Genomic DNA, 26,237 nt, shown 5'->3' on the forward strand with positions numbered 1-26,237 from the left:
TTTTATGTTCAGGGTTGCCGTCCGTGGCAGGTGTGGCGCGGTGCGTGCTATTCCGGCTGGACCATGCTCGGCGTGCCGAGGTTGGCCAGGCGGATGGTGTTCTGCACCTGTTGCGCCTCGTTCTGCGACGCGATCGGCCCCAACCTCACGCGGTACAGCGTTTGCTGGTTACGCACCACCGGGCTGGTAAACGCCGGGGCGGTCACCATCGAGCCGAGCTTCGACCTCAGGAGCTCTGCAGCGTCCGGGTTGGCGAAGGCTCCCACCTGGAGATACAGGCCAGTTGCTTGCGCAGAAGCGTTTTTTTTTGGGTCGATCGCCACCGGCTGCACGGCCGGCGCATGTTGCTCGGGCGGCGGGGTGTATTGCTCGATGGTCCCGGCGCTGGCGGTCAGGGCCGGCTGCGGCGGGGTACTCACGGCCGGCTCCTTGAGCATCAGCGGCGCCGGCCGGCCGCGGGCGGCCCACCACTGCACCGGGTCGATGCCCTCGACGCGCACCCGCGCCGTACCGATTTCGGCGTAGCCGAGTTTTTTCGCCGCCGCGTAGGAAAGGTCGATGATGCGGTCGGAATAGAACGGCCCGCGGTCGTTCACCCGCAGGATCACGCTGCGGTTGTTGTCGAGGTTGGTCACCTTCACGTAGCTGGGCAGCGGCAAGGTTTTATGCGCCGCGCTCATGCCGTAGAGGTCGTACACCTCGCCGTTGGCGGTGTTCTGCCCGTGGAACTTGGTGCCGTACCAGGAGGCCGTGCCGGTGGCCACGTAGTTGGCCGAGCTGCTCAGCGGGAAGTAGTTCTTGCCCAGCACTGTGTAGGGGTTGGCCTTGTAGGCGCCGGTGTGCAGGGTCGGCGTTGCGTCGGGGATCTTCGACACGTCGACGTCCCACCAGGGCGCGCCGTCCTTGTGGGCGTGGTTGATGTCCAGGCCTGGCTGGGCGCCGACGCGGTAGTCACCGGTTGGCGCACGGCTGCTCGTGCAACTGGCGACCAATACGGTGGCCAGCGCATACGCCATCAGCTTCAGTGGTGTGCTTGTTGCCAACGCCCGCATTACTTGCCGCCCCGTGCCAGGACCAACTGGTCCGCCAATTGATGCACCGCCATCGCATACATCGCGCTGCGGTTGTATCGCGTGATCACATAGAAGTTATTCAGGCCCATCCAGTACTCCGGCCCGGCGTCGCCTTCGAGGCGAAATGCCGTGACCGCCTGGTCGTCGCGCAGCGCATCATGACTCGACCAGCCCAGCCCCCGCAACTCCCCGGCCGTCCGATCAAGCTCCAGGCCCTTGCTCAGGCCGTCGTCGGCGTTGCCGCCGCGCACGTCGGCGCGGCTGACCACGGGCTGCCCAGCCGCCCAGCCATGGCGGGCGAAATAACTGGCCACGCTGCCGATGGCGTCGTCGGGGTCAGTCCAGATATTGATGTGGCCATCGTCGTCGAAATCCACAGCATAGGCCCGGAAACTACTGGGCATGAACTGCGGCAGGCCCATGGCCCCGGCGTACGAACCCTTGAGCGTGAGCGGGTCGACCTGCTCCTCCCGGGCCAGCAGCAGGAACTCGCGCAGCTCCTTGCGGAAGAAGTCCGCCCGCGGCGGGTAATCGAAGCTCAGGGTGGAGAGCGCGTCGATCACCCGGTAGTTGCCGGTGTTGCGGCCGAAGAAGGTTTCAACGCCGATGATCGAGACGATCACCGCGGCTGGCACGCCGTATTCCTGCTCGGCATGGGCCAGGGCGGCCTCGTGCTGGCGCCAGAAGTCGACGCCACGGGCGATGCGCGCGTCGGTGAGAAACATCGGCCGGTAGTCTTTCCAGGGCTTTACCCGCTCGGCCGGGCGCGAGATGGCATCGAGGATGCCCTGCTTGCGCTTGACCTCATGGAACACGCCCATCAGTTGCTCCCCGGCGAACCCGTAGTCACGGGTCATCTCACCGACGAACTCGGCAACCTGCGGCGAGCCGTCGTAGTCTCCGGCCTGCGCCGGGCCGCCCAGCACGCTCGCCAGGCCCATCCAGGGCATGTATCGAGCGGCCCAACCGCGCACTGCTTGCATCGAAATCGTCACCTTGCTCAAACCTGCGCGATCCACTTGCGGTGGGTATGGATCGACATCAAAACCCCAAACGCTGACAGTAGCGTCACCAGCGAAGTTCCGCCGTAGCTAATAAAGGGCAGCGGCACCCCCACCACGGGAAGCAAACCGCTGACCATACCGATGTTGACGAACACGTAGACGAAAAAGGTCATCGTCAGGCTGCCGGCCAACAGCTTGCCATAAAGCGTCTGCGCCTGGGCGGTGATCACCAGCCCGCGGCCGATCAGGGCGAGGTAGATCAACAGCAGCGCGCAAATCCCCACCAGGCCGAACTCTTCGCCGAGCACGGCGATGATGAAGTCGGTGTGGCTTTCAGGAAGAAAATCCAGGTGCGACTGGGTGCCCATCAGCCAGCCCTTGCCGAACACCCCGCCCGAGCCGATCGCCGCCTTCGACTGGATGATGTTCCAGCCGGTGCCCAGCGGGTCGCTTTCCGGGTCGAGGAAGGTGAGGATGCGCTGCTTCTGGTAGTCGTGCATGAAGAAGAACCACATCACCACCGCCGCCGGCACCGCCGCCGCGACCACGCTCAGTATCCAGCGCCAGCGCAGCCCCGCCATGAACAATACGAAAGCACCTGAAGCGAGAATCAGCAGCGAGGTGCCGAGGTCTGGCTGGCGCACGATGAGAATGAACGGCACGCCGATCAGCCCGAGGCTGGCCACCACGTGCTTCAGGTGCGGCGGCAGGGTGCGCTTGGACAGGTACCAGGCGATGGTCGCCGGCATGATGATCTTCATGAATTCCGAGGGCTGGAAGCGGATCACCCCGGGGATGTTGATCCAGCGCGTGGCGCCCATGGCGTTGTGGCCCATTACGTCTACCGCCACCAGCAGCACCACCCCGACCACGTAGGCCAGCGGCACCCAGCGGGCCATGAAGCGCGGCTCAAGCTGGGCGATGACGAACATCGACACCAGGCCGATGCCAAACGAGCTGGCCTGTTTGATCAGCAGGTCCCAGCTTTTGCCGCTGGCCGAATACAGCACGAACAGGCTGCCAGAAGCGAGGATCAGCAACAGGATCAACAACGGGCCGTCGACGTGGATGCGCTGCAGGAACGTCGCGCGCCGCCGCATCACGTCATCGCTAGACAGGATGCGGTCGAAATTACTCTTCACGTGCCGTGGCCTCCGGGGCGCTATTGCTGGCGAATTCAGGTTTGAGCAGGCCGTCGGGGCCCAGCAGCCAGGCGTCGGTCACCTCACGCAGCACCGGCGCCGCCACCCCCGAGCCAGACTCGCCGTTCTCGACCATCACCGCCACCGCGATGCGCGGGTTGTCGGCCGGGGCAAAGCCCACGAACAGGGCGTGGTCGCGGTGCAGCTCCTTGACCTTGCTGCGGTCGTACTTCTCACCCTGGCGGATCGCCACCACCTGCGCGGTGCCGCTTTTGCCCGCCACCCGGTAGGGCGCGCCGGCAAACGCCTTGCGCGCGGTGCCGCGCACGTTCTGGGTGACCTGCTCCATGCCGTGGGCCACCCGTGCCCAGTCGGCGGGGTCGCGCAGCAGGATGTCTGGGACCGGGTCCGGGTCGACCGGCGCCTGGCCGCCGATGGTCTTGGCCAGCCGCGGGCGGTGCCACTGGCCCTTGTTGGCGATCAGCGCGGTGGCCTGGGCCAGTTGCAGCGGGGTGGCCTGCATGTAGCCCTGGCCGATGCCGAGGATGATGGTCTCGCCCGGGAACCACGCCTGGCGGCGGGTCAGGCGCTTCCAGTCGCGGTCGGGCATCAGCCCTGGCGCTTCCTCGAACATGTCCAGCGACACCTTGCGGCCAATGCCGAAGTGGCCCAGGTAGGCCGACAGCCGGTCGATGCCCAGCTTGTGCGCCAGGTCGTAGAAGTAGGTGTCGTTGGAACGCATGATCGCCGTGTCGAGCTCGACCCAGCCATCGCCAGAGCGGTTCCAGTTGCGGTACTTGTGGTCTACGTTCGGCAGTTGGTAGAAGCCGGGGTCGAACACCCGGGAACCGGGGGTGACCACGCCGCTGTCGAGCCCGGCGATCGCCACCGCTGGCTTGATGGTCGAGCCGGGCGGGTAGAGGCCGCGCAACACGCGGTTGTACAGCGGCCGGTCGAGGCTGTCGCGCAGCTCGGCGTAGGCCTTGAAGCTGATGCCGGTGACGAACGGGTTGGGGTCGAAGCTGGGCTGGCTGACCATCGCCAACACCTCGCCGGTGCGCGGGTCGAGCGCGACGATAGCGCCACGGCGCCCGCCCAGGGCCTTCTCGGCCGCCTCCTGCAGCTTGATGTCGAGGCTCAGCACGATGTCTTTGCCCGGCTCCGGGTCGGTGCGCTTGAGCACCCGCATCACCCGCCCACGGGCGTTGGTTTCGACCTCTTCGTAGCCCACCTGGCCGTGCAGGGTGTCTTCATAGAAGCGCTCGATGCCGGTTTTGCCGATCTGGTGGGTGCCACTGTAGGCCACCGGGTCGAGCACCTTGAGTTCCTTCTCGTTGATGCGCCCCATGTACCCCACCGAGTGGGCAAAATGCGCGCCCTGCGGGTAATGCCGGGTGAGCTGGGCGACCACGTCCACCCCGGGCAGGCGGAACTGGTTCACGGCGATGCGGGCGATCTGCTCTTCGCTGAGCTCCATCAGCACCGGCACCGGCTCGAACGGCCGCCGGCCCTGGCGCAGGCGTTTTTCCAGAAGGGCGCGGTCATCGCTGGTCAGGCCCAGCACCTCGACCACCAGGTCCAGGGTTTGCTGCCAGTCGCCGGCGCGCTCGCGGGTAATGCTGAGGTTGAAGCTGGGCCGGTTGTCGGCGATCACCACCCCGTTGCGGTCGTAGATCATCCCCCGTGGCGGTGCGATGGGCTGCACGTGCACGCGGTTGTTCTCCGACAACGTGGAGTGGTAGTCGTACTGGATCACCTGCAGGTAATACAGCCGGCCGACCAGCAGGCAGAGGAACAGCACCACCACCACAGCGCCGACCACGACGCGGTTGCGCACCAGGCGCGCGTCCTTTTCGTGGTCTTTGAGGCGAATGGGTTGGGTCATTGCGGGCCGCGCACCGGGTTATTTGTGGTAGGGGTGGCCAGACAGCACCGTCCAGGCCCGGTACAGCTGCTCGCCGATCAGGATCCGCACCAGCGGGTGCGGCAGCGTCAGCGGCGACAGCGACCAACGCTGCTCGGCCCGCGCGCACACCTCCGGGGCCAGCCCCTCGGGGCCGCCGACCATCAGGTTGACGGTGCGCGCGTCGAGCCGCCAGCGGTCGAGTTCGCCCGCCAACTGCTCGGTGCTCCACGGCTTGCCGTGAACCTCGAGAGTGACGATACGCTCGCCCGGCTGGACCTTGGCCAGCATGGCCTCGCCTTCCTGGCGGATCATCCGCGCCACGTCGGCGTTCTTGCCGCGGGTGGTCAGCGGGATCTCCACCAACTCCAGCGGCAACTCCGAGGGCAAACGTTTGGCGTACTCATGCCAGCCGTCCTCGACCCACTTCGGCATGCGCGAGCCGACCGCGATCAGGCGCAAACGCACGGCAGCCTCCGCTTATTCCTGGTCGGGGGCGTGGGCGGCGCGGCTTTGCTCGGCGCCCTGCCACAGGCGCTCCAGGTCATAGAACTGGCGGGCGGCGGAGGTCATCACGTGCACCACCACATCGCCCAGGTCGAGCAGCACCCAGTCGCTGTCACCCTTGCCTTCTTCGGACAGCGGCTGCACGCCCTGTGCCTTTACCTTCTCGCGCACGTGCTCGACCATCGAGTTGACGTGGCGGCTGGAGGTACCGGTGGCGATCAGCATGAAATCGGTGATGCTGGTTTTGTCTTTGACATCGATGCAGAGGATGTCCTGCGCTTTGATGTCTTCCAGTGCGGCGGTGGCGATCTGCACCAGCGCGTCGCTGTTCAGGCTAGCTTTGCTCATAAAACGTTTCGACTCTCGGTAAGCGCCCGCGGCAAAAGGGCCGGCGGGGCGGGTAATTCACACTGGCGAACGGTACAGCCCGTTCGCCTCGATATAGGCCAGCACGGCGTCGGGCACCAGATAGCGCACCGACTTGCCGCTGGCCAGCAACTGGCGAATCTGCGTGGCAGACACCGCCAAGGGTGTTTGCCAGGCAAAGGTGATCTGCCCCGCCGGCCCCTTCAGGGCCTTGGGGTCGCTGACCTGGCGCGCCGCCAGCAGGTTGCGCAAGGCATCCAGCGGCTCGATGTCAGCGTCGGGCCGCTGCAACACGATGATGTGGCAGTAACCCAGCAATTCTTCCCAGCGGTGCCATCCTGGCAAACCACAAAAGGCATCCCAGCCCAACAACAAAAACAGCGGCACCTCGCCGCCCAGTTCCGCCCGCATCGACTCCAGGGTGTCGATGGTGTACGACGGTTTGTCTCGCAACAGCTCGCGGCCATCGACGCTCAGCGGCGCCACCCCGGCCACCGCCAGCTCGACCATCTCCAGCCGCTGGCGTGGCGCCACCTGCGGCGCGTCGCGGTGCGGCGGGCGGAAGTTCGGCACCAGCCGCAGCTCGTCGAACGCCAGCGCGTCGGCCACCTCCAGCGCGCTGCGCAGGTGGCCGATGTGCACCGGGTCGAAGGTGCCGCCGAGTATCCCTATGCGCCGCGTGCCAGCCGCTTCGGGACTCGCCTGCTCACTGGCGCGGGCACTCAATGGTTCGACTCACCGCGCAGTTGGCCGTCGCCGATGACGATGTACTTCTCGCACGTCAGCCCCTCGAGGCCGACCGGGCCGCGGGCGTGGATCTTGTCGGTGGAAATGCCGATTTCCGCGCCCAGGCCGTATTCGAAGCCGTCGGCGAAGCAGGTGGGCGTGTTGACCATTACCGAGGCCGAGTCGACCTCGGCGAGGAAACGCCGCGCTTCGCCCTGGTGGTCGGTGACGATCGAGTCGGTGTGGTGCGAACCATACTGGTTGATGTGCTCGACCGCGGCGTCGAGGTCATCGACCACCTTGATCGACAGGATCGGCGCCAGGTACTCGGTGGCCCAGTCTTCTTCAGTGGCCGGCAGCGCCTCGACGATGTCGCGGGTGCGCTCGCAACCGCGCAGTTCGACGCCTTTTTCGCGGAACTGGGCGGCCATCGCCGGCAAGAAGGCCTCGGCCACCACTTCGCTGACCAGCAGGGTTTCCATCGCGCCGCAGATGCCGTACCGGTAGGTTTTGGCGTGGAAGGCGATGCGCTGGGCCTTGGGCAGGTCGGCGAAGGCCGACACGTACACGTGGCAGATGCCGTCGAGGTGCTTGATCACCGGCACCCGGGCGTCGCGGCTGATGCGCTCGATCAGCCCGCGGCCGCCACGCGGCACGATGATGTCTACGTATTCAGGCATGCTGATCAGCGCGCCCACCGCTACGCGGTCGGTGGTTTCGACCACTTGCACCACCGCGGCCGGCAATTCGGCCTCGGCCAGGCCCTGCTCGATGCAGCGGGCGATGGCGCGGTTGGAGTGGATGGCTTCGGAGCCACCTCGCAGGATCGTCGCGTTGCCAGACTTCAGGCACAGGCTGGCGGCGTCGATGGTCACGTTCGGCCGCGACTCGTAGATGATGCCCACCACGCCCAGCGGCACGCGCATCTTGCCGACCTGGATGCCCGAGGGGCGGTAGCTCATGTCGCGCACCGCGCCGACCGGGTCGGGCAGCGCCGCGACCTGGCGCAGGCCTTCGATCATGCCGTCGATGCGCGCCGGGGTCAGTTCCAGGCGGTCGAGCAGCGCCGGCTCAAGCCCGGCGGCGCGGCCGGCGGCCATGTCTTCGGCGTTGGCGGCGGCCAGCCCGGCGCGGGCGGCGTCGAGCGCGGCGGCGATGGCCAGCAGCGCGCGGTTCTTCTGGCCGGTACTGGCACGGGCGATATGCCGCGAAGCGTCACGGGCAGCGCGCCCCAGGCGGGACATGTAGTCTAGAACGGACTCGGTCATGGTTCTGGGCTTGGCAGCAAGGAAAGCGGCAGATTATAGCCGGGGCGCTTCGCCACGCACAGCGCTGCTGGGCAGAAGGTTTGCAAACAACCGTAACAAAGTCGGTTAAGGCAAGATTCAGCCCGGCGTTGTTATCATGCCCGGCGTTTCCATTCCGGTCGTGCCCATGCAGCCCCCAACCGCCCTGCCCCACGCCTTTTTCGACCGCGACGCGCTGGCCCTGGCGCGCGCGCTACTCGGCAAGGTCATCCGCCACCGCCAGGGCCCTTACTGGCTGGCGGCGCGGATCATCGAGACCGAAGCCTATTACCTGGCCGACAAGGGCAGCCACGCCTCACTCGGCTACACCGAGAAGCGCCGCGCGCTGTTTCTCGATGGCGGGCACATCTATATGTACTACGCCCGTGGCGGCGACTCACTGAACTTCAGCGCCCACGGCCCGGGCAACGCCGTGCTGATCAAGGCCGCCTACCCCTGGGTAGACGCCACCAGCGACCACAACGCGCTGGCGCAAATGCAGGTGAACAACCCCGACGCCCGTGGCCAGGCGCGCCCGCCCGAACGCCTGTGCGCCGGGCAAACCCTGCTGTGCCGGGCCCTGGGCCTGAAGGTGCCGCACTGGGACGGCAAGCCCTTCGACCCCCAGCGGTTGTTCGTGCAGGACTGCGGCCTGGCCGTGCCCAGGGTGATACAAACCACCCGGCTGGGCATCCCCCACGGCCGCGACGAGCACCTGCCGTACCGTTTCGTAGACGCCGAATACGCGCGCTTCTGCACCCGGAACCCGCTGCGCCGGGGCCAGGTCGAAGGCCGCGACTACCAGCTTCACACCCAAGGACACTGACCATGCAATGGCTCGACGCCTCCCAGGCCTGGCTGGCCGCCAACCCCCACTGGCTGGGCGTGGCGATTTTCGTGGTGGCCTGCATCGAATGCCTGGCCATCGCCGGCATCATCGTGCCCGGCACCGTGGTGCTGTTCGCCCTGGCGGCGCTGGCGGGCGGTGGCAACCTGGGCCTGGCTGAAACCCTGCTGCTCGGCTATGTGGGCGGGCTCCTCGGCGATGGTTTGTCCTACGCCATCGGCCGCGGCCTGCAGGAGAACATCCGGCGCCTGCCGGGGCTGCGCACGCACCCGCAGTGGCTGGCTGGGGCCGAGGGGTACTTCCAGCGCTACGGGGTAGCCAGCCTGCTGGTGGGGCGGTTTATCGGCCCATTGCGGCCGATGTTGCCGATGGTCGCTGGCATGCTCGAAATGCCCGTGGTGCGCTTCGCCCTGGTCAGCCTGGTGGCCGCCGCCGGCTGGTCGGTGGCCTACCTGCTGCCCGGCTGGATGGCCGGCGCGGCGGTGCGCCTGCCGCTGCCCGAGGGCTTCTGGCCGCAAGCGGCGGTGGTAGCCGCCGGCATCGCCCTGTTGGTGGGGCTGAGTTTTCACAGCGCCTGGCACCGCCACCCGCGCACCACCTTGCTGGTGGCCGGTTGCAGTTTCATTCTGTTGCTGGCGGTGCTGCTGGGCTGGCCGTACCTGGCGCAGCTCGACCAGGGCCTGAGCCGCTTGATTCAAGAGCACCGCACCGCAGCGCTGGACCACCTGGTGGTGGTGGTCACGCGCATGGGCGACTTCCGCACCCAGTTGTTTCTCGGCGGCCTGCTGGTGGCGGCCCTGGCGCTGATGCGCCAGTGGCGCCCGGCGCTGTTCGCCTTCACCACCCTGCTCGGCACCGCGCTGGCCAACACGCTGTTGAAGCTGCTCTTCAGCCGCGCCCGCCCAGAGGTGCTGCTCGACCCCCTGACCAGCTTCAGCATGCCCAGCGGGCACAGCTCCGGGGCTTTTGCGTTCTTTCTGGTGCTGGCCCTGCTGGCCGGGCGCGGCCAGCCGCCGCGCATGCGCCTGACCTGGACATTCATCGCCTGCATCCCGGCCCTGGCGATCGCCGCGTCGCGCATTTACCTGGGCGCGCACTGGCCCACCGACGTGATCGCCGGCATCCTGCTGGCGGTCAGCGGGGTGGCGGCCTCGTTCGCGGTCAGCCAGCGCTTCTACCCACTGGCGCCCATGCCGCTGCGGGCCTGGTACCTGGTGCTGCCGGTGTGCGTGGTATGGCTGGGGTTCAGCGCGCTGCACGCGCTGCCCCATGCGTTGATGCGCTACGAGTACTGATCAGGCGAACAAATCGCCCTGCATCTTTTCCAGCAGGTGCTGGATGTCATCGAGGCGGTGGCTGGGGTCGTCGGTTTCGAGCAGGCGCAGCTTGTCGTGGTCATCGAAAGGCAGCAGGTAGGCCAGCTTGTTGCCCAGCGCGTGCTGGCCGTTGGCATGGCTGCCGATGTCGAGCGACTCCACCAGCGGATGCTCTGCCAGCGCCGCGAGCAGCGCGAGGAGGTCTTCATCGCGGTCGTCGAGGGGCACGTCGGGCAGTTCGTGCAGCCACTTCACCTCGGCCAGCAGCAGTTGGTCGCGCTGCAGCTCGGTGTCGAGCACGCGAAAGCGCCGGCCGCCCTGCACGCGAATGCCCAACAGGCCGTTGTCCTGGCGCTGGAAGTCGCGGATGAGGGCCTCGCAGCCGACCATCGCATGGGCCGACGGCGCCAGGCCCACTTCATCGCCCTGGAGGATGCACACCACACCAAAGCCGCCGCCGGCCTTCATGCAGCGGCCGATCATGTCGAGATAACGTGCTTCGAATATCTGCAAGTCCAGGGTGCACCCTGGGAACAGCACGGTATTGAGCGGAAACAGCGGCAGCTTCATCTATAAGGAACCCTTGGTTATACGAACAGGCTGATCGCCAGCGGCAACGCCACTGCGGTGAGCACCCCCATCAGGCTCATCCCCAGGGCGGCGAAGGCCCCGCAGGTTTCACCCTCGGCCAACGCCACCGAGGTACCCACCGCGTGGGCGCTGATCCCCAATGCCAGGCCGCGCGCCTCGGGCGCTTCGACCTTCAGCAGGGTCAACAGCCCCGGCCCGACGATCGCCCCGACCACCCCGGTGATCAACACGAATACCGCGGCCATGCCGGGCACCCCACCCAGTTGCTCGGCCACCAGCATGGCGATCGGCGAGGTGACCGACTTCGGCGCCAGTGTCATCAGCAGCGGTTGGTCTGCCCCCAGCCAGGCCCCCAGCAGCAAGCCGGAGCCGGTGGCGAAGGTACCGCCTAGCACCAGCGTAGCCAAGGTCGGCCAAAGCAGTTGGCGGATTCTGCGCAGGTTTAGATAAAGCGGCACCGCCAGCGCCACCGTGGCCGGCCCCAGCAGGATGCCCATGATCTCGGTGTTGTGCTGGTATTCCGCCAGTTCGATACGGCACAACGCCAGCACGCCGACCACCACCAGCACGGATAACAACACCGGCTGCAACACCACCCAGCGGGTGGCCTCAAAGGCCTTCAAGGCCAATTGATAGGCCGCCAGGGTCACGCCCAAGGCAAACAGCGGGTGATGAACGATCGCGGCCCAAGCCGCCGCCCACTGCAGGCTCATGGCTGGCGCCTGGCCGACAAACGGCTCATCAACCAGCCACTGAAGGCCAGCGACAGTACCACCGAGGCGCACAGGGTACCGACGATTGCCCAGAAATGCGCGGCAAGCACCGGGCCATAGCCGATAATGCCCACCGCCGGCGGCACCAGCAGCAGAGGCAAATAACGCAGCAGGCTGCTGGCCGCCTCGCTCAGCGGCGCCGGCACCTCGCCCTTGGCCAGCAGGGCCGCGAACAGCAACAACAAACCGATGATCGGCCCCGGTAACGCCGCCAGGCACAGCGCATGCAGCGCGCTGCCGAGCAACTGGAACAGCACCAGGGCCGTGAGCCCGCGCAATAGCATAGAATTCCCCCTTCACTCAGCCGCGGGCATTATGCCGCAAGTCTGCCCGGGCTTGCGCCGCCGGCCCTGGCGTGTTCGGCTAAGCGCCGTTGCAGAGCCATCCCTCAAGGAGCCGCAGTATGCGATACGTACCGGTAGCCGCGTTACCCGAGTACGTCGGCCAGGAGCTGGGTTGCTCCGACTGGCTGACCATCGACCAGGAGCGTATCAACCTGTTCGCCGAAGCCACCGGCGACCATCAGTTCATTCATGTAGACCCGGTCGGCGCTGCCCGCACGCCGTTCGGCACCACCATCGCCCATGGCTTTTTATTGCTGGCGCTGATCCCGCGGCTGATGGAAAACGTGATGGTGCTGCCCGAGGGCATGAAAATGGCCATCAACTATGGCCTGGAGCATGTACGCTTCCTGCAGCCGGTGCCGGTCAACGCGCGCGTGCGGCTCAAGGTCGCGCTGCTCGAGGCCAGCGAGAAACGCCCCGGGCAGTGGCTACTGCGGGCCCGCGCCACACTGGAGATCGACGGCCAGGACAAACCGGCGTACATCGCCGAGCCGTTGTCGCTGTGTTTCATCTGAGGCGCAGGTTGCAAGGGCGTTAACTTACGGCATACTCGGCGCCTTGATTGCCCGGACCCTGCCATGCGCCCTGCCCTCCCTGTTGCCCTCGCCTTGCTGCTCGCTGCCTGCGGAGACGGCGAATCGCTGTTGCCCCCAGACGCGCGGCTGCCCGACGGCGGGCATTATCGTGGGCAGATCGTCAACGGGCTGCTGCAGGGCCAGGGCCGGGTCGACTACCCCAATGGCAGTTGGTACCAAGGCGGCTTCAAGAACGGCCTGCGCGACGGCGAAGGCACCCTGCGCGAAGCCGGCCGCACCTACCGCGGCGGCTTTCGCCAGGGCCAGTTCGGTGGCCTGGGCCACCTCGACCTCGAAGACGGCACCCAACTGCAAGGCGAGTTCGACCACGGCAAGCTCAACGGCCAAGGCGTGCGCAGCGATGAAGCCGGCAACCAGTACAGCGGCCGCTTCGTCAACGGCGAGCTGCAAGGCCATGGCAACTACAGCAACGCCGACGGCGACCAGTACACCGGCCAGTTCAAGGCCGGCCACATGGAAGGCCGCGGCCGCTACGAAACCCAGGGCGGCGACGTCTGGGTGGGCGAATTCAAGCAGGGCGCGCCCAACGGCAAGGGCGAGCTGATCGCCGCCGACGGCAGCCATTACGTGGGCGATTTCGCCGACTGGCACTTCCAGGGCGAAGGCCGCCTGACCCTGGCCGACGGCACCCAGTACCAGGGGCAGTTCCAGAACGACGCCTACTCCGGCCAGGGCACCCTCACCCGCAAGGACGGCCGCAGCGAAAGCGGTGACTGGGTCGACGGCCAGCGAGTGCGCAACGAGCGCGGCGAGCTGCTGCCCGACCCGCTCGAGGCCGGCCTGCTCAACCAGGGCCGGCTGCTCGACCAGGCGCTGGCCCAGGTGCCGGCCTCTACCCCGGCGGTAGAACTGTACAGCCTGGTGGTGGCCGGCGACGGCCAGCAGAGCGTGTTCATGCGCGAGGCCGACTACGTCAGCCACCTGCTGGCCAGCCGCTTTGGCGCCCGCGGCCAGGTGGCGCTGGTCAACCACCGCGACCACCTGCTCGACCGCCCGATGGCCAGCCGTGAAACCCTCAGCCGCGCGGTGCAAACCCTGGCCCAGCGCAGCGGCCCGGAAGACCTGGTGTTCATCTACCTCACCAGCCACGGCACCCACGAGCACGAACTGGTGCTCGACCAGCCTCGCCTGCAACTGAGCGACCTGCCCGCCGAGGCCTTTGCCTCGGTGCTGGCGCCGCTGAAGAACCGCGACAAGGTGGTGGTGATCTCCGCCTGTTACTCCGGCGGGTTCATCCCCGCGCTGAAAGACGCCCACACCCTGGTGATGACCGCCTCGCGCGCCGACCGAGTGTCGTTCGGCTGCTCGGAAGAAGCCGACTTCACCTACTTCGGCGACGCCCTGTTCGCCCAGGCGCTGAACCAGACCGACGACCTCGAACAGGCCTTCAACAAGGCCCGGGCGGTGGTCGCGCAGCGGGAAAAAGCAGAGAACTTCGAAGCTTCCGAGCCGCAGATCTGGGCCCCCAAGACCGTGCTCGAACACTGGCGGCGCCTGCGCGCGCAGCAGGCCAGCCGGGCACTGCAGAGCGCCTCGGCGCACTAGCGGACAATGCGCCTCACAGCTTCAACCCCTGCAAAAACGCCCTGACCCGCTGGGCGATTTCCACCGGTTGTTCCTCCAGCGCGAAATGCCCCGCATCGAGCAGGTGCAGTTCGGCCTGCGGCACATCGCGCAGGTATGCCGTGGCGCCGGCGGCGATAAAGGCTGGGTCATGGCGGCCCCAGGTGATCAAGGTGGGCGGTTGGTGCTCGCGCAGCCAGGCCTGCCAGCGTGGGTAATCGACGATGTTGTTCCAGTAGTCCTGGAACAACTGCACCTGAATGCGCGCACCGGCTTCCCCCTCTAGCAGGGCCAGGTCGTGGGTCCAGGTGTCAGGGCTCATTCGCTGTTCGCGGCCTTGCACGTCTCGCAGGTATTGCCCATCGCGGATGGCCTCGGCGCTTACGTAGCGGTGCAGGGCCTGGGTGGCGGCGGCGGAGCGGTCGTGGTGGGCCGCTTTGAAGAACGCCAGCCGCGCCGGCGTCAGGCCCTCGCGGTAGGCATTGGCGTTTTGCACGATCAGCCCCTGCAGCCGCCCGGGTTGGCGCAGCAACAGGCGGTAGCCCACTGGCGCGCCGAAATCCTGCATGTACAGGCTGTAGCGCTCGATGCCCAGCACATCGAGCAGGCCGGCCACATGCTCGGCGAGCCGCTCGAAGGTGTAGGGCGCAAGCTCCGGGCTGGGCCGGGCGCTGAAGCCCGAGCCCAGGTAATCCGGGGCGATCACGTGGTAGCTGCCCGAGAGCAGCGGGATCAGCTCCCGGTAGGTGTGCGACGACGCCGGAAAGCCATGCAACAGCACCAGAGTGGGGTGCTGGCGGCTGCCGGCCTCGCGGTAGAAGATCTGCTCGCCGAGCACCTCGGCGCTGCGGTAGTAGGTTTTTTCCGGCCAGGGCACGCCGGCGCTGGCCGGGGCCAGCCCTGGCCAGGCGGCCAGCCAGAGCAGGCACAGCAGCGAGAAAGGGCCGCGCAGGGCGGCGGGGAGCGTGAATCCATTCACAGGCGGTGGCCTCCAGCAGGCAATCGGGGGGGGGGCTGGAGCTTACCCGTGGCACGGGCGCGCGCGGGCAGCTAAAGCGTAAACAAAGGTTTAACCCGGCGCCGCGAAACTCCCGGCCCTTCGCTACGCTCAAAGCTGAGGACCACAGGAGGGCGCCACCGATGTACCTGACCCCACAGCACATCCTGCTGGCCGGCGCGACCGGCCTTACCGGCGAGCACCTGCTCGACCGCCTGCTCAGTGAGCCGACCGTCAGCCGGGTACTGGCGCCCAGCCGCCGGCCGCTGGCCGAGCACAGCCACCTGGAAAACCCGGTGGGCGAACTGGCCACGCTGCTGCCACGGCTGCAAGGCCGGGTCGATATCGCCTTTTGCTGCCTAGGCACCACGATCAAGCAAGCCGGCTCGGAAAGCGCCTTCCACGCGGTGGACCACGACCTGGTGGTGGCCTTCGCCGCCCGCGCCCGCGAACTCGGCGCCCGCCACCTGGTGGTGATCAGCGCCATCGACGCCGCGCCGGACGCCTCGTTGTTCTACAGCCGGGTCAAGGGCGAAATGGAGCAGTCTCTGCGCGCCCAACAGTGGCCGCAGCTCACCCTCGCGCGGCCGTCGCTATTGCTGGGCAACCGCCCCGAGCCACGGTTGGCCGAACAACTGGCCGGGCCGCTGTCGCGGCTGATCCCCGGCAAGTACCACGGTATCGAAGCCCACCACTTGGCGCGGGCGCTGTGGCGCCTGGCGCTGGAAGAGCAGGACGGGGTGCGGGTGGTGGAGTCGGATGAGCTGCGGCGGCTGGGCAAGTAGCGTGCACTGAAGGGCCCCTCGCCCGGCACAGCCGGCCTCCCACCAGATTTATGTAAGTGCTTGATTTACGAGGCAACACAGAACCCGTGGGAGGCCGTGGTCCGGCACTCCGGCTGTGCCGGGCGAGGGGCCCGCAAACCCCACTACCGATACTGCAACTGATACCCCACCAGCAATTTATCCAAGCGATACCGCGCCACGATCCGCTCGCAGAAGCTGGTACGCGGCAGGTACGCCCCCGGCCCCTTGACGAACATGCCAATGTCGCGGGCGCTGCCGCACGACTCGAACACCCGCCCCTTCAGCGCGCCGGCGGCCTGGGCCGAGCGCAGCGCGCCGAGCGGGGTTTCATCGGAGATGATCAGCGCGCCGTCGGGGGCCGAGCTTTCGTAGTGGGCGGCGAACTCCGCCGCGGAGGTGTCGCGCAGGTAGGGCACCATCAAATAATGGATGTCATCCCGGTACGGCAAGCCCTCGCTGTGGGTGGGCAGGCGCACCCAGCCGTGGGCGTGCAGCCCCCACACCGCTAGCAACAGCAGTGGCCCGGCCACCAACGAGCTGTTGAACAGCACCCGCCCGGCGGCATTGCGCGGCAGCCAGGCGGCAAAGCGGATCACCCCCAGGATGCTCGCCAAGGCTACCCCGGGGATGAAATAGGCAAAGCGGTCGAACACGTTGTAAGAGGCCACCGCCAGCAGGTTCAGCCACAGCGCCCACCACACCAGGCGTTGCTTGGCCGAGGCCGGGCGCAGCAGGCCGAACAACTGCGGCCCCAGCAGCGACAACAGCAGCAGCGTCACGGCGTTTTTCTCGTGCCACATCAGGTCGAAACGCAGCAGTTCGCCTTCGCGGCCGCTGCCGGGCTCCAGCGCCGAGAAGCCGGTGAAGTAGTGCCGAGCGATGCCCCATGGGCTCAGGCCACTGGCGGCGTCTCCGGCCAGCGCCGGCCAGGCCGGGGCAAAGCCCAGCAGCGCCGCGCCCAGGCACAGCCACAACTGGCCGCGGTACAGCCGCAACAACTGCACGTACAGCGGTGCCAGCACCACGAAGGTCAGCGGGTGCACGCTGGCGGCCAGGCCGGTGCACAGGCCGATGGCGAACAGCCGCTGGCCGTTGCCCAGGCGCAGCCGTTGGTCAAAATGCAGGGCATAGGCCAGCAGCACCCACAGCGCATGCAGCAGGAAAATATCCACTTTGCTTGCCTGCCAGAACACCCCGTGGGCGAACACCGCCAGCGCCGCCGCGGCCACCGCCAGGCGCGGGCTGGCACCCAGGGTGCGGGCCAGCCAGCAGATCACCAGCGCCAGCGGCGCCAACAGCAGGGCGTTGATCAGGCTGACCGCGCGCGGGCCCGCCAGCGAAAACACCAGGGTGGCCAGGGTTTGAAACAGCGGGTGGTCCAGCGGCCCGAAGCCGCTGCTCAACCATTGGCCCTCGGCGGCCCCGGCCAGGTATTGGCCGTTGTCCATCCACTGCACCGGGCCACTGGCCGCCCACAGGGCCAACGGCAGCGCCAGCAGCAACAGGCACAGCGGCCAGGCCTTGCCCGCAGTTTGCATCTGAACCATATCGGCCACTCATCGAGAATTAAAAAATACACTGCGCCGAATATACCGATTAAACCCAAGCAATCTTTTGAATTTAATCAATTTGCACTTTCCCGCACGCCAACGGCTTGACGCCAAAAACGAAAGTTAATCAATTACACTCCGTCGGCCGCGTCAAAAGTTAATCAATGTATGCGGGGTGACACTTAACGGATACTTCTCTAAGATAGGCGGCACTCTGCTATATCCGGTTTTGAAATGAACGATTCCAGCTCCAGCTCCCTCGACAGCACCGACCGCCAGCTGATTGCCGCGCTGCAACTGAACGCCCGTGAAAGCGTGGCCACCCTGGCCCGCCAGTTGGGCATCGCGCGCACCACGGTGACCTCGCGCCTGGCCCGCCTGGAGCGCAACGGCGCCATCGCCGGCTATGGCGTGCGCCTGGGCCGCCGTGCCCTCGAGGGCAGCCTGCAAGCCTATGTAGGGATCACCGTGCAGCCCCGCTCGGGCAAGGAAGTGCTGCGCCGCCTCGATGCCATGGCCGCCGTGCAGCAACTGTGCGCGGTCAGTGGCGAATTCGACTACGTGGCCTGGCTGCGCTGCGAATCACCCGAGCGCCTCGATGAGCTGCTCGACGCCATCGGCAACATCGAAGGCGTGGAAAAAACCACCACCTCGATCATCCTCAGCACCAAGATCGACCGCGGCCGCGACTGAGCGTTTTCGTCGATATGGCAAATGCTCTCGCCATATCGACCGAATAATCGTCATATCTCGTCGCTCTTCACCTTATTTCCGTGCCTCGCGCTTTCTACAATGGGTGATTCCTATACTCACCCAGGTTCATTGCGCGAGGCCCGCCCATGCTCAAGCCCAACCGCCACCCCGCCGGCAGCCAGCCGCCGATCACCCTGTTCGGCCCGGATTTCCCCTTTGCGTTCGACACCTGGCTGGAACACCCCGCGGGCCTGGGTTCCATTCCCGCCGAACACCATGGCAAGGAAGTGGCCATCGTCGGCGGCGGCATCGCCGGGCTGGTGGCGGCCTATGAACTGATGAAGCTCGGCCTCAAGCCGGTGGTGTACGAGGCCGCCCGGCTCGGCGGGCGGCTGCGCTCGCAGGCCTTCGAGGGCGCCGACGGCATCGTCGCGGAGCTGGGCGGCATGCGCTTTCCGGTGTCGTCCACGGCCTTTTACCACTACGTAGACAAACTCGGCCTGGAAACCCGGCCCTTCCCCAACCCGCTCACCGGCGCCTCGGGCAGCACGGTGATCGACCTCGAAGGCCAGACCTACTACGCCGAGCGCCCCGCCGACCTGCCGAAAATCTTCCAGGAAGTGGCCGACGCCTGGGCCGATGCGCTGGATGAACGCGCGCACTTCAAGGGCATCCAGCAAGCCATCCGCGACCGCGACGTGCCACGCCTGAAGGCCCTGTGGAATGAACTGGTACCGCTGTGGGATGACCGCACCTTTTACGACTTCGTCGCCACCTCGCGCTCGTTTGCCAAGCTGAGCTTCCAGCACCGGGAGATTTTCGGCCAGGTGGGCTTTGGCACCGGCGGCTGGGATTCAGACTTCCCCAACTCAATGCTGGAAATTTTCCGCGTGGTGATGACCCAGTGCGACGACCATCAGCACCTGGTGGTCGGCGGCGTCGAGCAGGTGCCGCTGGGCCTCTGGCGCCACGCCCCGGCGCAGTGCGCACACTGGCCGGCCGGCACCAGCTTGAGCAGCCTGCACCATAGCGCCACCCGCGCCGGGGTGCAGCGCATCGCCCGTGAAGGCCAGGCGCAGTTTCGCCTGACCGACACCTGGGGCCATGAACGGGTGTACCCGGCGGTGCTGGTGACCTGCCAAAGCTGGCTGCTGACCACCCAGATCGAATGCGAAGAGTCGCTGTTCTCGCAAAAGCTGTGGATGGCCCTGGACCGCACCCGCTACATGCAGTCGGCGAAGACCTTCGTGATGGTCGACCGGCCGTTCTGGAAAGACAAAGACCCCACCACCGGCCGCGACGTGATGAGCATGACCCTCACCGACCGGCTGACCCGCGGCACCTACCTGTTCGACCACGGCGAAGGCAAGCCCGGGGTGATCTGCCTGTCGTATTCATGGATGAGCGACGCGCTCAAGGTGCTGCCGTACCCGGTGGAAAAACGCGTGAAACTGGCCCTCGACGCGCTGAAGAAGATCTACCCCAAGGTCGACATCGCCAGCCACATCATTGGCGACCCGATCACCGTGTCGTGGGAGGCCGACCCGTACTTCCTGGGGGCCTTCAAGGGCGCGCTGCCCGGGCATTACCGCTACAACCAGCGGATGTACGCGCACTTCATGCAGCAGCAGATGCCGGCCGAGCAGCGCGGCATCTTCCTCGCGGGCGATGACGTGTCGTGGACGCCCGCCTGGGTCGAAGGCGCGGTGCAAACCTCGCTCAACGCGGTGTGGGGCATCATGGCGCACTTTGGCGGCAGCACCCATGCGCAAAACCCTGGCCCCGGGGATGTATTCGACGCCCTCGGCCCCATCGCCCTGCCGGACTGACCACCATGAAGATCGCCCTCTACCAATGCCCACCGCTGCCGCTGGACACCGCCGCCAACCTGGCGCGGCTGGGCACTTTCGCCGCCGCTGCGGCGCAGCAGGGCGCGCAACTGCTGGTGCTGCCTGAAATGTTCAGCAGCGGCTACGCCATCGGCGCCGCCGCCGCGCGGCGCCTGGCCGAGCCAGTGGCCGGGCCGTTCGCCCAGGCCGCCGCGCGCATCGCCCGCGAGCACAACATCGCGCTGTGCTACGGCTACCCCGAAGCCACGCCCACCGGGGCGGTGTACAACAGCGCGCAGTTGATCAACAGCGAAGGCCAGGCGCTGCTCAACTACCGCAAGCTGCAACTGTTCGGCGCCCTCGATCACGAGCAATTCAGCCCCGGCGGGCAACTGCCGCTGGTGGCCGAGTTGAATGGCTGGCGGGTCGGCCTGCAGATTTGCTACGACATCGAATTCCCCGAAGGCGCGCGTTATCTGGCGCAGGCGGGGGCCGAGCTGATCCTGGTGCCCACGGCCAACATGCGCGGCTTCGAATTCATCGCCCAGGTCACGGTGCGCGCCCGCGCCTTCGAAAACGCCTGCTTCCTGGCCTACGCCAACTACACCGGCGCGGAAAATCCCCTTCACTATTGCGGGCTTAGCAGCATCAGCGGCCCCGCGGGCAGCCACGAGTGCATGGCGGCAGAAACCCCGGGGCTGAAGGTGGTACAGCTGAACCGAGACGAATTGACCATATCCCGGCGCAATAACCCGTACCTCACCGATTTGCGCACGCACATCTGGCAACCCCGAGGCTGAACCGGATCAGTTTTTTGACACCGGCCAGTAGCGAAGCGCCAGCGCCAACATTTTATTGGCGCCATAATACTTCATGGCTAATAGCCATATTTTGCCATCCGCAGCCGCCCAAACCTGTCTGGAATGGGCCCCAGCCCTACGGCCATCGGGCTTTGCGCCATGGCAGCAGATTGCTAGCGCAGCGAATCGGCAAAAAGCCTAGCAAACTCACGGCGTCAAAAAATAATTCACTTTAAAATCAATAACTTGATAAAAGTTCAATCCACCTTGGCCCCTGCAAACGGTTTTTCCGGCGAAAGCGATTGACACCCGTACGGCCGAAGCCGATATATGGCCCTACCCGCGGCACAGACCCGGGACGCCAACCGTTTTCACTGATGTACTTCTGAATGCGCCCACTGGCGCAGCCAACACTTATTAGTTTGTTGCCCTGCTGTTCGGGCGATACGGGTTTTTGTTGCTTTAAAAAATGGGTGAGGCGTTAAGCACACCCAATGGGCGGTAGCGTTGCCCCACGGATTAGCTGGCAAGTTGCAACTTTTTGGTTCGCCGTTTCTAACGGGCCCCGCGCTGGCGCAGCCAGGCCCTGAATACGTGAAGCAGCAAAAGTTTAACTTTCAACAGGATGATGATTGCCATGTCGCCCCTCTACAACATTGACGATGCACTGGCCCAACGGCTGGTGGCCGACATGAACCACCAGGGCCACGCCGTACTCGAAGGGGCCATCGCCCCGGCCGCGCTGCAGGCGCTGCGCGAGTACGTCGACGCCCACGCCGCGCGGCATGGCAAACAGTACTTCGCCTACCACGGCTACCAGGCCCTCGACGGCAGCGCCCTGGCCCAGCTCGGCCTGGCCGCGGGCTTTCGCGCCACGCTGGCGCGCCTGCACGAACTGGGCACCGGCAAAGCCGCCGCCGAACCCCAGGTGTTCCCGGTGCTGCGCTGCGTGCAGGGCGGCAGCGGGCAGAAGGAATCCAACGCGTTCCATTACGACGCCACGCTGATCACCATGCTGCTGCCGATCAACATCCCCACCGAGGGCGAGCAGCGCGGCGACCTGGTGCTGTTCCCCAACTCGCGGCGGGTGCGCGGCAACGTGCTGTTCAACGTGATCGAAAAAGCCCTGCTGCAAAATACCTTCAGCCGCCGCCTGCTGCTGGCCTGCATCGAGCGCGGTTGGCTCAAGCCCACCCTGCTGCGCATCGTGCCGGGCAACGTGTACTTCTTCTGGGGCTACCGCTCGCTGCACGCCAACCAGCCCTGCGCGCCCAGCGTGCGCCGGGCCACCGCGCTGTTTCATTACGGCGACCCCCACGCCGGCAGTTTCACCACGCGCCTGATCCTCAAGCTCAACCAGCGCCGCGCCCGCCGCGCGGTGGCGAGGGCTACCGATACCGCCTGAACCGAACCACGCAATACCCCGGATAGCTGACATCCAGACACGCGCATGGTGTGCGCATGGGAGAGTTGCATGATCAATGTCACCAAGTCGTATATGGGCAATATCGACACGTTCAAGGCGTACGTAGACACCCTTTATGCCAGCCGCTGGCTGACCAACAGCGGCCCGCTGTGCTGCGAGCTCGAAGAGCGCCTGAAGGAATACCTCGGCGTGCGCAACATCGTGCTGGTGAGCAACGGCACCCTCGCCCTGCAGGTTGCCTACCGCGCCCTGGGCCTGGCCGGCAGTGCCGTGACCACCCCGTTCAGCTTCGTCGCCACCGCCAGCTCGCTGCAGTGGGAAGGCATCCGCCCAGTGTTCGCCGACATCGACCCGCACACCTGGAACCTCGCCCCGGGGCAGATCGAAGCCGCGCTGCAGGCCGACACCCGCGCCATCGTTGCCACCCACGTGTTCGGCAACCCCTGCGCGGTGCAGGCCATCGGCGAGGTCGCCCAGCGCCATGACCTGAAGGTGGTGTACGACGGCGCCCACGCCTTCGGTGTGCGCCATGGCGGGCAATCGCTGCTCAACCATGGCGACATCACCACCCTGAGCTTCCACGCCACCAAGCTGTTCCACACCATCGAGGGCGGCGCGATCGTCACCAACGACGACGACCTCGCCGAGCAGGTGCGCCTGCTGTGCAACTTCGGCATCGCCGACTACGAGACCATCGAAGGCATCGGCATCAACGCCAAGCTCAATGAGTTCTCCGCGGCGATGGGCCTGTGCATTCTCGATGACATCGAGCTGATCCTCGAGCAACGCGCCGAGATCGGCGACTTCTACGAACGCGCCTTGGGCAACCACCTGCAACTGCAGGAAACCAGCCCCGACAGCCAGATCAACTACAGCTACTTCCCGGTGGCGCTGCCCGACCACGCCGCGATGCTGGCCGCGCGCGCCGCCCTGCAGGCCCGCGGGATCAACCCACGGCGCTACTTCTACCCCTCGCTCGACACCCTCGATTACCTGCAACCGCAACTGGCGCAGCCGCTGTCGCGCGGGCTGGCCGAGCGGGTGCTGTGCCTGCCGATCTACCCGGGGTTGGCCCGGGAGGTTCAGGAAACCGTCGTCGAAACCCTGTTGCAGCACCACGAACCGCTGGCCATGCCGTTGCTGGCCAATGCCCGGGCGCTATGAAACCACGATGCGAAGGCAGGCCACGCCCATGAGCAGAAAGCTATCGGTCGTTCACAACACCACCCTCGGCTACCTGGGCCAGGCGTACACGTTGCTGATCGGCATCCTGATCATGCCGTTCTACCTCGGGCACCTGGGCGCGGAGGTGTACGGCCTGATCGGCTTCTACACCGTGATGCAGTCGTGGCTGCAGTTGCTCGACGTCGGCCTGTCGGCCTCGCTGGTGCGGCAGATCGCCCACCACCAGAGCCAGGCCGAAGCCGGCCAGCGCAGCGGCGGCTGGCTGATGCGCTCGTTCGAGATCATCTTCCTGCCGCTGACCCTGCTCACCCTGCTGGCGGTGTACCTGGGCAGCCCGTGGATCGCCGCGCACTGGCTCAATGCCCAGGCGCTGGCCACCAGCACCCTGATCGACTGCATCGTGCTGATGGGCGCGATGGTCGGCCTGCGGCTCTACGCCACCCTCTACAAAAGCGGCCTGCAGGGCCTCGAGATGCACGCCTGGTTGAACCTGGCGAACATCATCATCGCCACCCTGCGTTACTTCGGCGGGCTGTTCCTGGTGGCGTTCATCTCCCAGGACGCGCTGGTGTTCTTCGAATTCCAGCTGGGCGTGGCGATCATCGAAACGCTGATCTTCGCCACCAAGGCCTACGCGCGGCTGCCGGCGCCCAGCCTGTGGAGCGGTTTCAACATGGCCCTGGTGCGGCCGATCATCCCCTTCGCCACCAGTATTTCGCTGACCTCGGTGCTGTGGATCGTGCTGACCCAGCTCGACAAGATGCTGCTCTCCGAGCAACTGCTGCTCACCGAGTACGGCTACTTCTCGCTGGTGGCGTTGATGACCAACGGCATCCTGATGCTGATCAACCCGCTGGTGCAAACCCTGCTGCCACGCATGACCGTGCTCAAGGCCGAAGGCCGCGAACACGACATGCTGCAGCTGTACCTGGGCGCCAGCCGCTTCACCTGCACCTTTCTGTTCCCGCTGGCGGCGGTGATGGCGGTGCACTCCGGTGACCTGCTCTACGCCTGGAGCGGCGACCGCGCCGCGGCCAACTGGGGCGACCCGATCCTGTTCTGGTATGCCCTGGGCGCGGCGATCATGGCCGTGAGCGCGTTCCAGTACCACTTGCAGTACGCCCATGGGCGCATCCGCCTGCACGTGTGGTACAGCCTGGTTTCGGCGCTGATCACCGTGCCGGTGATGGCCCTGGCGATCCGCTACCACGGCGCCCTCGGCGCGGCGGTGGCCTGGTTCGGCCTGCGCCTGGTGTCGTTCGCGCTGTGGCCGCAGGTGGTGCACCGCAGCCTGGCGCCGAGCATCCACCGCCAGTGGCTGGGCGACATCCTGCGGATCAGCGCCATGACCGTGCTGGGCTTGGCCATCAGCCAGCCGCTGTACCACCTGATCGCCGGCAACAACCGCTTCAGCATCGTTCTGGCCCTGGGCATCAGCGGCTTGCTGACCCTCGTGCTAGTGGTGGCCAGCTACAAACCCATGGCCACGCGCCTCCTTCTTCTTGTGAGCAAGCCGAGCGTAGGACGATGAGCAGCAGAACCGAAGCGCAGATCATGCAGGGCTGGGACCCGGCGCACGCGCCGCGGGTGAGCATCACCTGCCCGGCCTACAACCAGCGCGAATACATCGCCCAGACGCTGGACAGCTTTCTTGCCCAGGAAACCGACTTCCCGTTCGAGATCCTGGTCAACGACGACGCCTCCAGCGACGGCACCGCCGAGATCATCGCCGAATACGCCCAGCGCTACCCGCGCCTGGTGCGCCCGGTGTTCCACGCGCAGAACCAGTACCAGCAAGGCAAGTACTGCTTCCCGGCGCTGTTCAACCTGGCCCGCGGGCGCTACATCGCCTACTGCGATGGCGATGACTTCTGGTGCGACCCGCACAAGTTGCAAAAGCAGGTGAGCTTCCTCGAAGCCCACCCCGACTACGTGATCACCTACCACGACGCGGTGGTGGTCGACACCCAGGGCGAGCACGGCCTGCAACTGGGCCCGCAATTGCGCTGCGACGCCACCGGCATGGACCTGCTCAAGGGCCGGCGGATTTCCACCCTCACCGCGGTGTTCCGCAACGTGCTGCACGAGCTGCCGCGCGAGCTGGAACAGGCGCCGATGCTCGACCTGTGCTGGTGGTCGCTGCTCGGCGCCCACGGCAAGGGCAAGTTCATGGCCGACATCACCCCCGGCGGCTACCGGGTGCACTGCGGGGGCGTGTTCTCGATGCGCTCGAACAAGCGAAAGATCCACATGTCGCTGCAAACCCACATGGCCCTGGCCAACTACTACCAGCACCAGGGCGACCAGGCCCTGTACGAGCACTACCTGGTGCAGGTGTTCGGGCTGGCGCTGGCGGCGATCTCACCGGGGCAGAAGCTGCTCGCCCTGGCGCTGATGCTGCGCAACGTCACCTTCAACCTTTTCCGGCGCCTCAGCGTTCGCGCCACGAGGGCCCGTTGATGTTCAGCAAAGTACTGGTGCTGTGCGTAGGCAATATCTGCCGCAGCCCGATGGCCGAGGCGATGTTGCGCCAACGCCTGCAAGGCCGGGACGTGCAGGTGGCTTCAGCGGGGCTCAAGGCCTGCGTCGGCGCCGGCATCGACCCCAACGCCCAGGCGGTGCTGCAACAGGCCCACCTGGACGGCAGCGCGCACCGCGCCTGCCAGGTCAGCCCCGACATGCTGCGCTGGGCCGAACTGGTGCTGGTGATGGAGCAGCACCACATCAGCGCCGTGGTCAACGACGCGCCGCAGGTACGCGGCAAGGCGTTTCTCATCGGCAAGTGGCAGAACGACCAAGAAATCGCCGACCCGTTTCGGCGCCCGAAGAAAGAGTTTCAAACCACCTACCAGCTTCTGTCGCGCTGCATCGACGACTGGTTGCCGTACCTGAGTCACTAGGAGCCACACCCATG

General features: G+C 66.4%; 26 protein-coding genes. 13 read left to right on the plus strand and 13 right to left on the minus strand.

What is annotated here, in order from left to right; genetic code table 11:
* Positions 1 to 47: 47 nt before the first annotated feature.
* From ACFZCE_RS02480 to ACFZCE_RS02515, 8 genes are read right to left on the minus strand one after another with little or no spacing between them, the layout of a single operon-like run.
* Positions 48 to 1,052: a septal ring lytic transglycosylase RlpA family protein gene (locus tag ACFZCE_RS02480; protein WP_390935740.1), complete on the minus strand. Its 1,005-nt coding sequence runs from the start codon at positions 1,050 to 1,052 to the stop codon at positions 48 to 50.
* Positions 1,052 to 2,056: a lytic murein transglycosylase B gene (gene mltB / locus ACFZCE_RS02485; protein WP_390935741.1), complete on the minus strand. Its 1,005-nt coding sequence runs from the start codon at positions 2,054 to 2,056 to the stop codon at positions 1,052 to 1,054. The genes ACFZCE_RS02480 and mltB overlap by 1 nt, the downstream gene beginning before the upstream one ends.
* Before the next feature lie 17 nt (positions 2,057 to 2,073).
* On the minus strand, positions 2,074 to 3,177 hold the full coding sequence (rodA, locus tag ACFZCE_RS02490) for a rod shape-determining protein RodA (protein WP_390936434.1): 1,104 nt from the start codon (positions 3,175 to 3,177) through the stop codon (positions 2,074 to 2,076).
* Positions 3,178 to 3,208: 31 nt separating this feature from the next.
* Complete coding sequence (gene mrdA / locus ACFZCE_RS02495) at positions 3,209 to 5,104, minus strand: penicillin-binding protein 2 (RefSeq protein ID WP_390935743.1); 1,896 nt, start codon at positions 5,102 to 5,104, stop codon at positions 3,209 to 3,211.
* Positions 5,105 to 5,122: 18 nt separating this feature from the next.
* A complete protein-coding gene (gene rlmH / locus ACFZCE_RS02500) occupies positions 5,123 to 5,590 on the minus strand; it encodes a 23S rRNA (pseudouridine(1915)-N(3))-methyltransferase RlmH (RefSeq protein WP_390935744.1) in 468 nt (155 codons plus the stop codon).
* 12 nt (positions 5,591 to 5,602) lie between these two features.
* On the minus strand, positions 5,603 to 5,977 hold the full coding sequence (gene rsfS / locus ACFZCE_RS02505; RefSeq protein ID WP_390935746.1) for a ribosome silencing factor: 375 nt from the start codon (positions 5,975 to 5,977) through the stop codon (positions 5,603 to 5,605).
* Positions 5,978 to 6,034: 57 nt separating this feature from the next.
* Positions 6,035 to 6,721 (minus strand): nicotinate-nucleotide adenylyltransferase, encoded by a 687-nt coding sequence (gene nadD / locus ACFZCE_RS02510; protein WP_390935748.1) that lies wholly within the window; start codon positions 6,719 to 6,721, stop codon positions 6,035 to 6,037.
* The gene (locus tag ACFZCE_RS02515) at positions 6,718 to 7,989 is read right to left on the minus strand and encodes a glutamate-5-semialdehyde dehydrogenase (protein WP_390935750.1); all 1,272 of its coding nucleotides are present in this window, start codon (positions 7,987 to 7,989) and stop codon (positions 6,718 to 6,720) included. Before ACFZCE_RS02515 ends, nadD begins: the two co-directional genes overlap by 4 nt.
* Before the next feature lie 166 nt (positions 7,990 to 8,155).
* Here ACFZCE_RS02515 and ACFZCE_RS02520 point away from each other — a divergent pair, with 166 nt between their 5' ends.
* Positions 8,156 to 8,833, plus strand: a complete 678-nt coding sequence (locus ACFZCE_RS02520) for a DNA-3-methyladenine glycosylase (protein ID WP_390935752.1) — start codon at positions 8,156 to 8,158, stop codon at positions 8,831 to 8,833.
* A gap of 2 nt (positions 8,834 to 8,835) precedes the next feature.
* Positions 8,836 to 10,149 (plus strand): VTT domain-containing protein, encoded by a 1,314-nt coding sequence (locus ACFZCE_RS02525; RefSeq protein WP_390935754.1) that lies wholly within the window; start codon positions 8,836 to 8,838, stop codon positions 10,147 to 10,149.
* On the opposite strand, the gene ACFZCE_RS02530 is transcribed toward ACFZCE_RS02525, so the two are convergent.
* The 3 genes from ACFZCE_RS02530 to ACFZCE_RS02540 are packed head-to-tail and all read right to left on the minus strand — an operon-like array spanning position 10,150 to position 11,818.
* Positions 10,150 to 10,740: an LON peptidase substrate-binding domain-containing protein gene (locus ACFZCE_RS02530; protein WP_390935756.1), complete on the minus strand. Its 591-nt coding sequence runs from the start codon at positions 10,738 to 10,740 to the stop codon at positions 10,150 to 10,152.
* A 17-nt stretch (positions 10,741 to 10,757) separates the two neighbouring features.
* Entirely contained in the window at positions 10,758 to 11,474 is a 717-nt protein-coding gene (locus ACFZCE_RS02535) for an LrgB family protein (RefSeq protein ID WP_390935758.1), read from the minus strand.
* Entirely contained in the window at positions 11,471 to 11,818 is a 348-nt protein-coding gene (locus tag ACFZCE_RS02540) for a CidA/LrgA family protein (protein ID WP_390935759.1), read from the minus strand. Before ACFZCE_RS02540 ends, ACFZCE_RS02535 begins: the two co-directional genes overlap by 4 nt.
* Before the next feature lie 119 nt (positions 11,819 to 11,937).
* On the opposite strand from ACFZCE_RS02540, the gene ACFZCE_RS02545 reads away from it, so the two are divergent.
* Entirely contained in the window at positions 11,938 to 12,393 is a 456-nt protein-coding gene (locus tag ACFZCE_RS02545) for a MaoC/PaaZ C-terminal domain-containing protein (RefSeq protein ID WP_390935761.1), read from the plus strand.
* A gap of 63 nt (positions 12,394 to 12,456) precedes the next feature.
* Positions 12,457 to 14,019 (plus strand): C13 family peptidase, encoded by a 1,563-nt coding sequence (locus ACFZCE_RS02550; protein ID WP_390935763.1) that lies wholly within the window; start codon positions 12,457 to 12,459, stop codon positions 14,017 to 14,019.
* 13 nt (positions 14,020 to 14,032) lie between these two features.
* On the opposite strand, the gene ACFZCE_RS02555 is transcribed toward ACFZCE_RS02550, so the two are convergent.
* Positions 14,033 to 15,016 carry an alpha/beta fold hydrolase gene (locus ACFZCE_RS02555; protein WP_390935765.1) on the minus strand — a complete coding sequence of 328 codons (984 nt, stop codon included), beginning with the start codon at positions 15,014 to 15,016 and terminating at the stop codon, positions 14,033 to 14,035.
* A 161-nt stretch (positions 15,017 to 15,177) separates the two neighbouring features.
* Here ACFZCE_RS02555 and ACFZCE_RS02560 point away from each other — a divergent pair, with 161 nt between their 5' ends.
* Positions 15,178 to 15,819 carry an NAD-dependent epimerase/dehydratase family protein gene (locus tag ACFZCE_RS02560; protein ID WP_390935767.1) on the plus strand — a complete coding sequence of 214 codons (642 nt, stop codon included), beginning with the start codon at positions 15,178 to 15,180 and terminating at the stop codon, positions 15,817 to 15,819.
* Between the two features lie 143 nt (positions 15,820 to 15,962).
* Here ACFZCE_RS02560 and ACFZCE_RS02565 read toward each other — a convergent pair whose 3' ends face one another.
* On the minus strand, positions 15,963 to 17,387 hold the full coding sequence (locus ACFZCE_RS02565; protein WP_390935769.1) for a DUF2723 domain-containing protein: 1,425 nt from the start codon (positions 17,385 to 17,387) through the stop codon (positions 15,963 to 15,965).
* A gap of 237 nt (positions 17,388 to 17,624) precedes the next feature.
* On the opposite strand from ACFZCE_RS02565, the gene ACFZCE_RS02570 reads away from it, so the two are divergent.
* From ACFZCE_RS02570 to ACFZCE_RS02605, 8 genes are all read left to right on the plus strand, one after another.
* On the plus strand, positions 17,625 to 18,083 hold the full coding sequence (locus ACFZCE_RS02570; protein ID WP_390935771.1) for an Lrp/AsnC ligand binding domain-containing protein: 459 nt from the start codon (positions 17,625 to 17,627) through the stop codon (positions 18,081 to 18,083).
* A gap of 146 nt (positions 18,084 to 18,229) precedes the next feature.
* Positions 18,230 to 19,912: an FAD-dependent oxidoreductase gene (locus ACFZCE_RS02575; RefSeq protein ID WP_390935773.1), complete on the plus strand. Its 1,683-nt coding sequence runs from the start codon at positions 18,230 to 18,232 to the stop codon at positions 19,910 to 19,912.
* 5 nt (positions 19,913 to 19,917) lie between these two features.
* Complete coding sequence (locus ACFZCE_RS02580) at positions 19,918 to 20,712, plus strand: nitrilase-related carbon-nitrogen hydrolase (RefSeq protein ID WP_390935775.1); 795 nt, start codon at positions 19,918 to 19,920, stop codon at positions 20,710 to 20,712.
* A gap of 637 nt (positions 20,713 to 21,349) precedes the next feature.
* Positions 21,350 to 22,117 carry a hypothetical protein gene (locus ACFZCE_RS02585; protein ID WP_390935777.1) on the plus strand — a complete coding sequence of 256 codons (768 nt, stop codon included), beginning with the start codon at positions 21,350 to 21,352 and terminating at the stop codon, positions 22,115 to 22,117.
* 69 nt (positions 22,118 to 22,186) lie between these two features.
* Positions 22,187 to 23,302 (plus strand): DegT/DnrJ/EryC1/StrS family aminotransferase, encoded by a 1,116-nt coding sequence (locus ACFZCE_RS02590; protein WP_390935779.1) that lies wholly within the window; start codon positions 22,187 to 22,189, stop codon positions 23,300 to 23,302.
* Between the two features lie 28 nt (positions 23,303 to 23,330).
* Complete coding sequence (locus tag ACFZCE_RS02595) at positions 23,331 to 24,854, plus strand: oligosaccharide flippase family protein (protein WP_390935780.1); 1,524 nt, start codon at positions 23,331 to 23,333, stop codon at positions 24,852 to 24,854.
* Complete coding sequence (locus ACFZCE_RS02600; protein ID WP_390935782.1) at positions 24,851 to 25,783, plus strand: glycosyltransferase; 933 nt, start codon at positions 24,851 to 24,853, stop codon at positions 25,781 to 25,783. The genes ACFZCE_RS02595 and ACFZCE_RS02600 overlap by 4 nt, the downstream gene beginning before the upstream one ends.
* Entirely contained in the window at positions 25,783 to 26,223 is a 441-nt protein-coding gene (locus ACFZCE_RS02605; protein ID WP_390935784.1) for a low molecular weight protein-tyrosine-phosphatase, read from the plus strand. Before ACFZCE_RS02600 ends, ACFZCE_RS02605 begins: the two co-directional genes overlap by 1 nt.
* Positions 26,224 to 26,237 lie beyond the last annotated feature (14 nt).

Source organism: Pseudomonas sp. NPDC007930 (assembly GCF_042958985.1).
Classification (GTDB): Bacteria; Pseudomonadota; Gammaproteobacteria; order Pseudomonadales; family Pseudomonadaceae; genus Aquipseudomonas.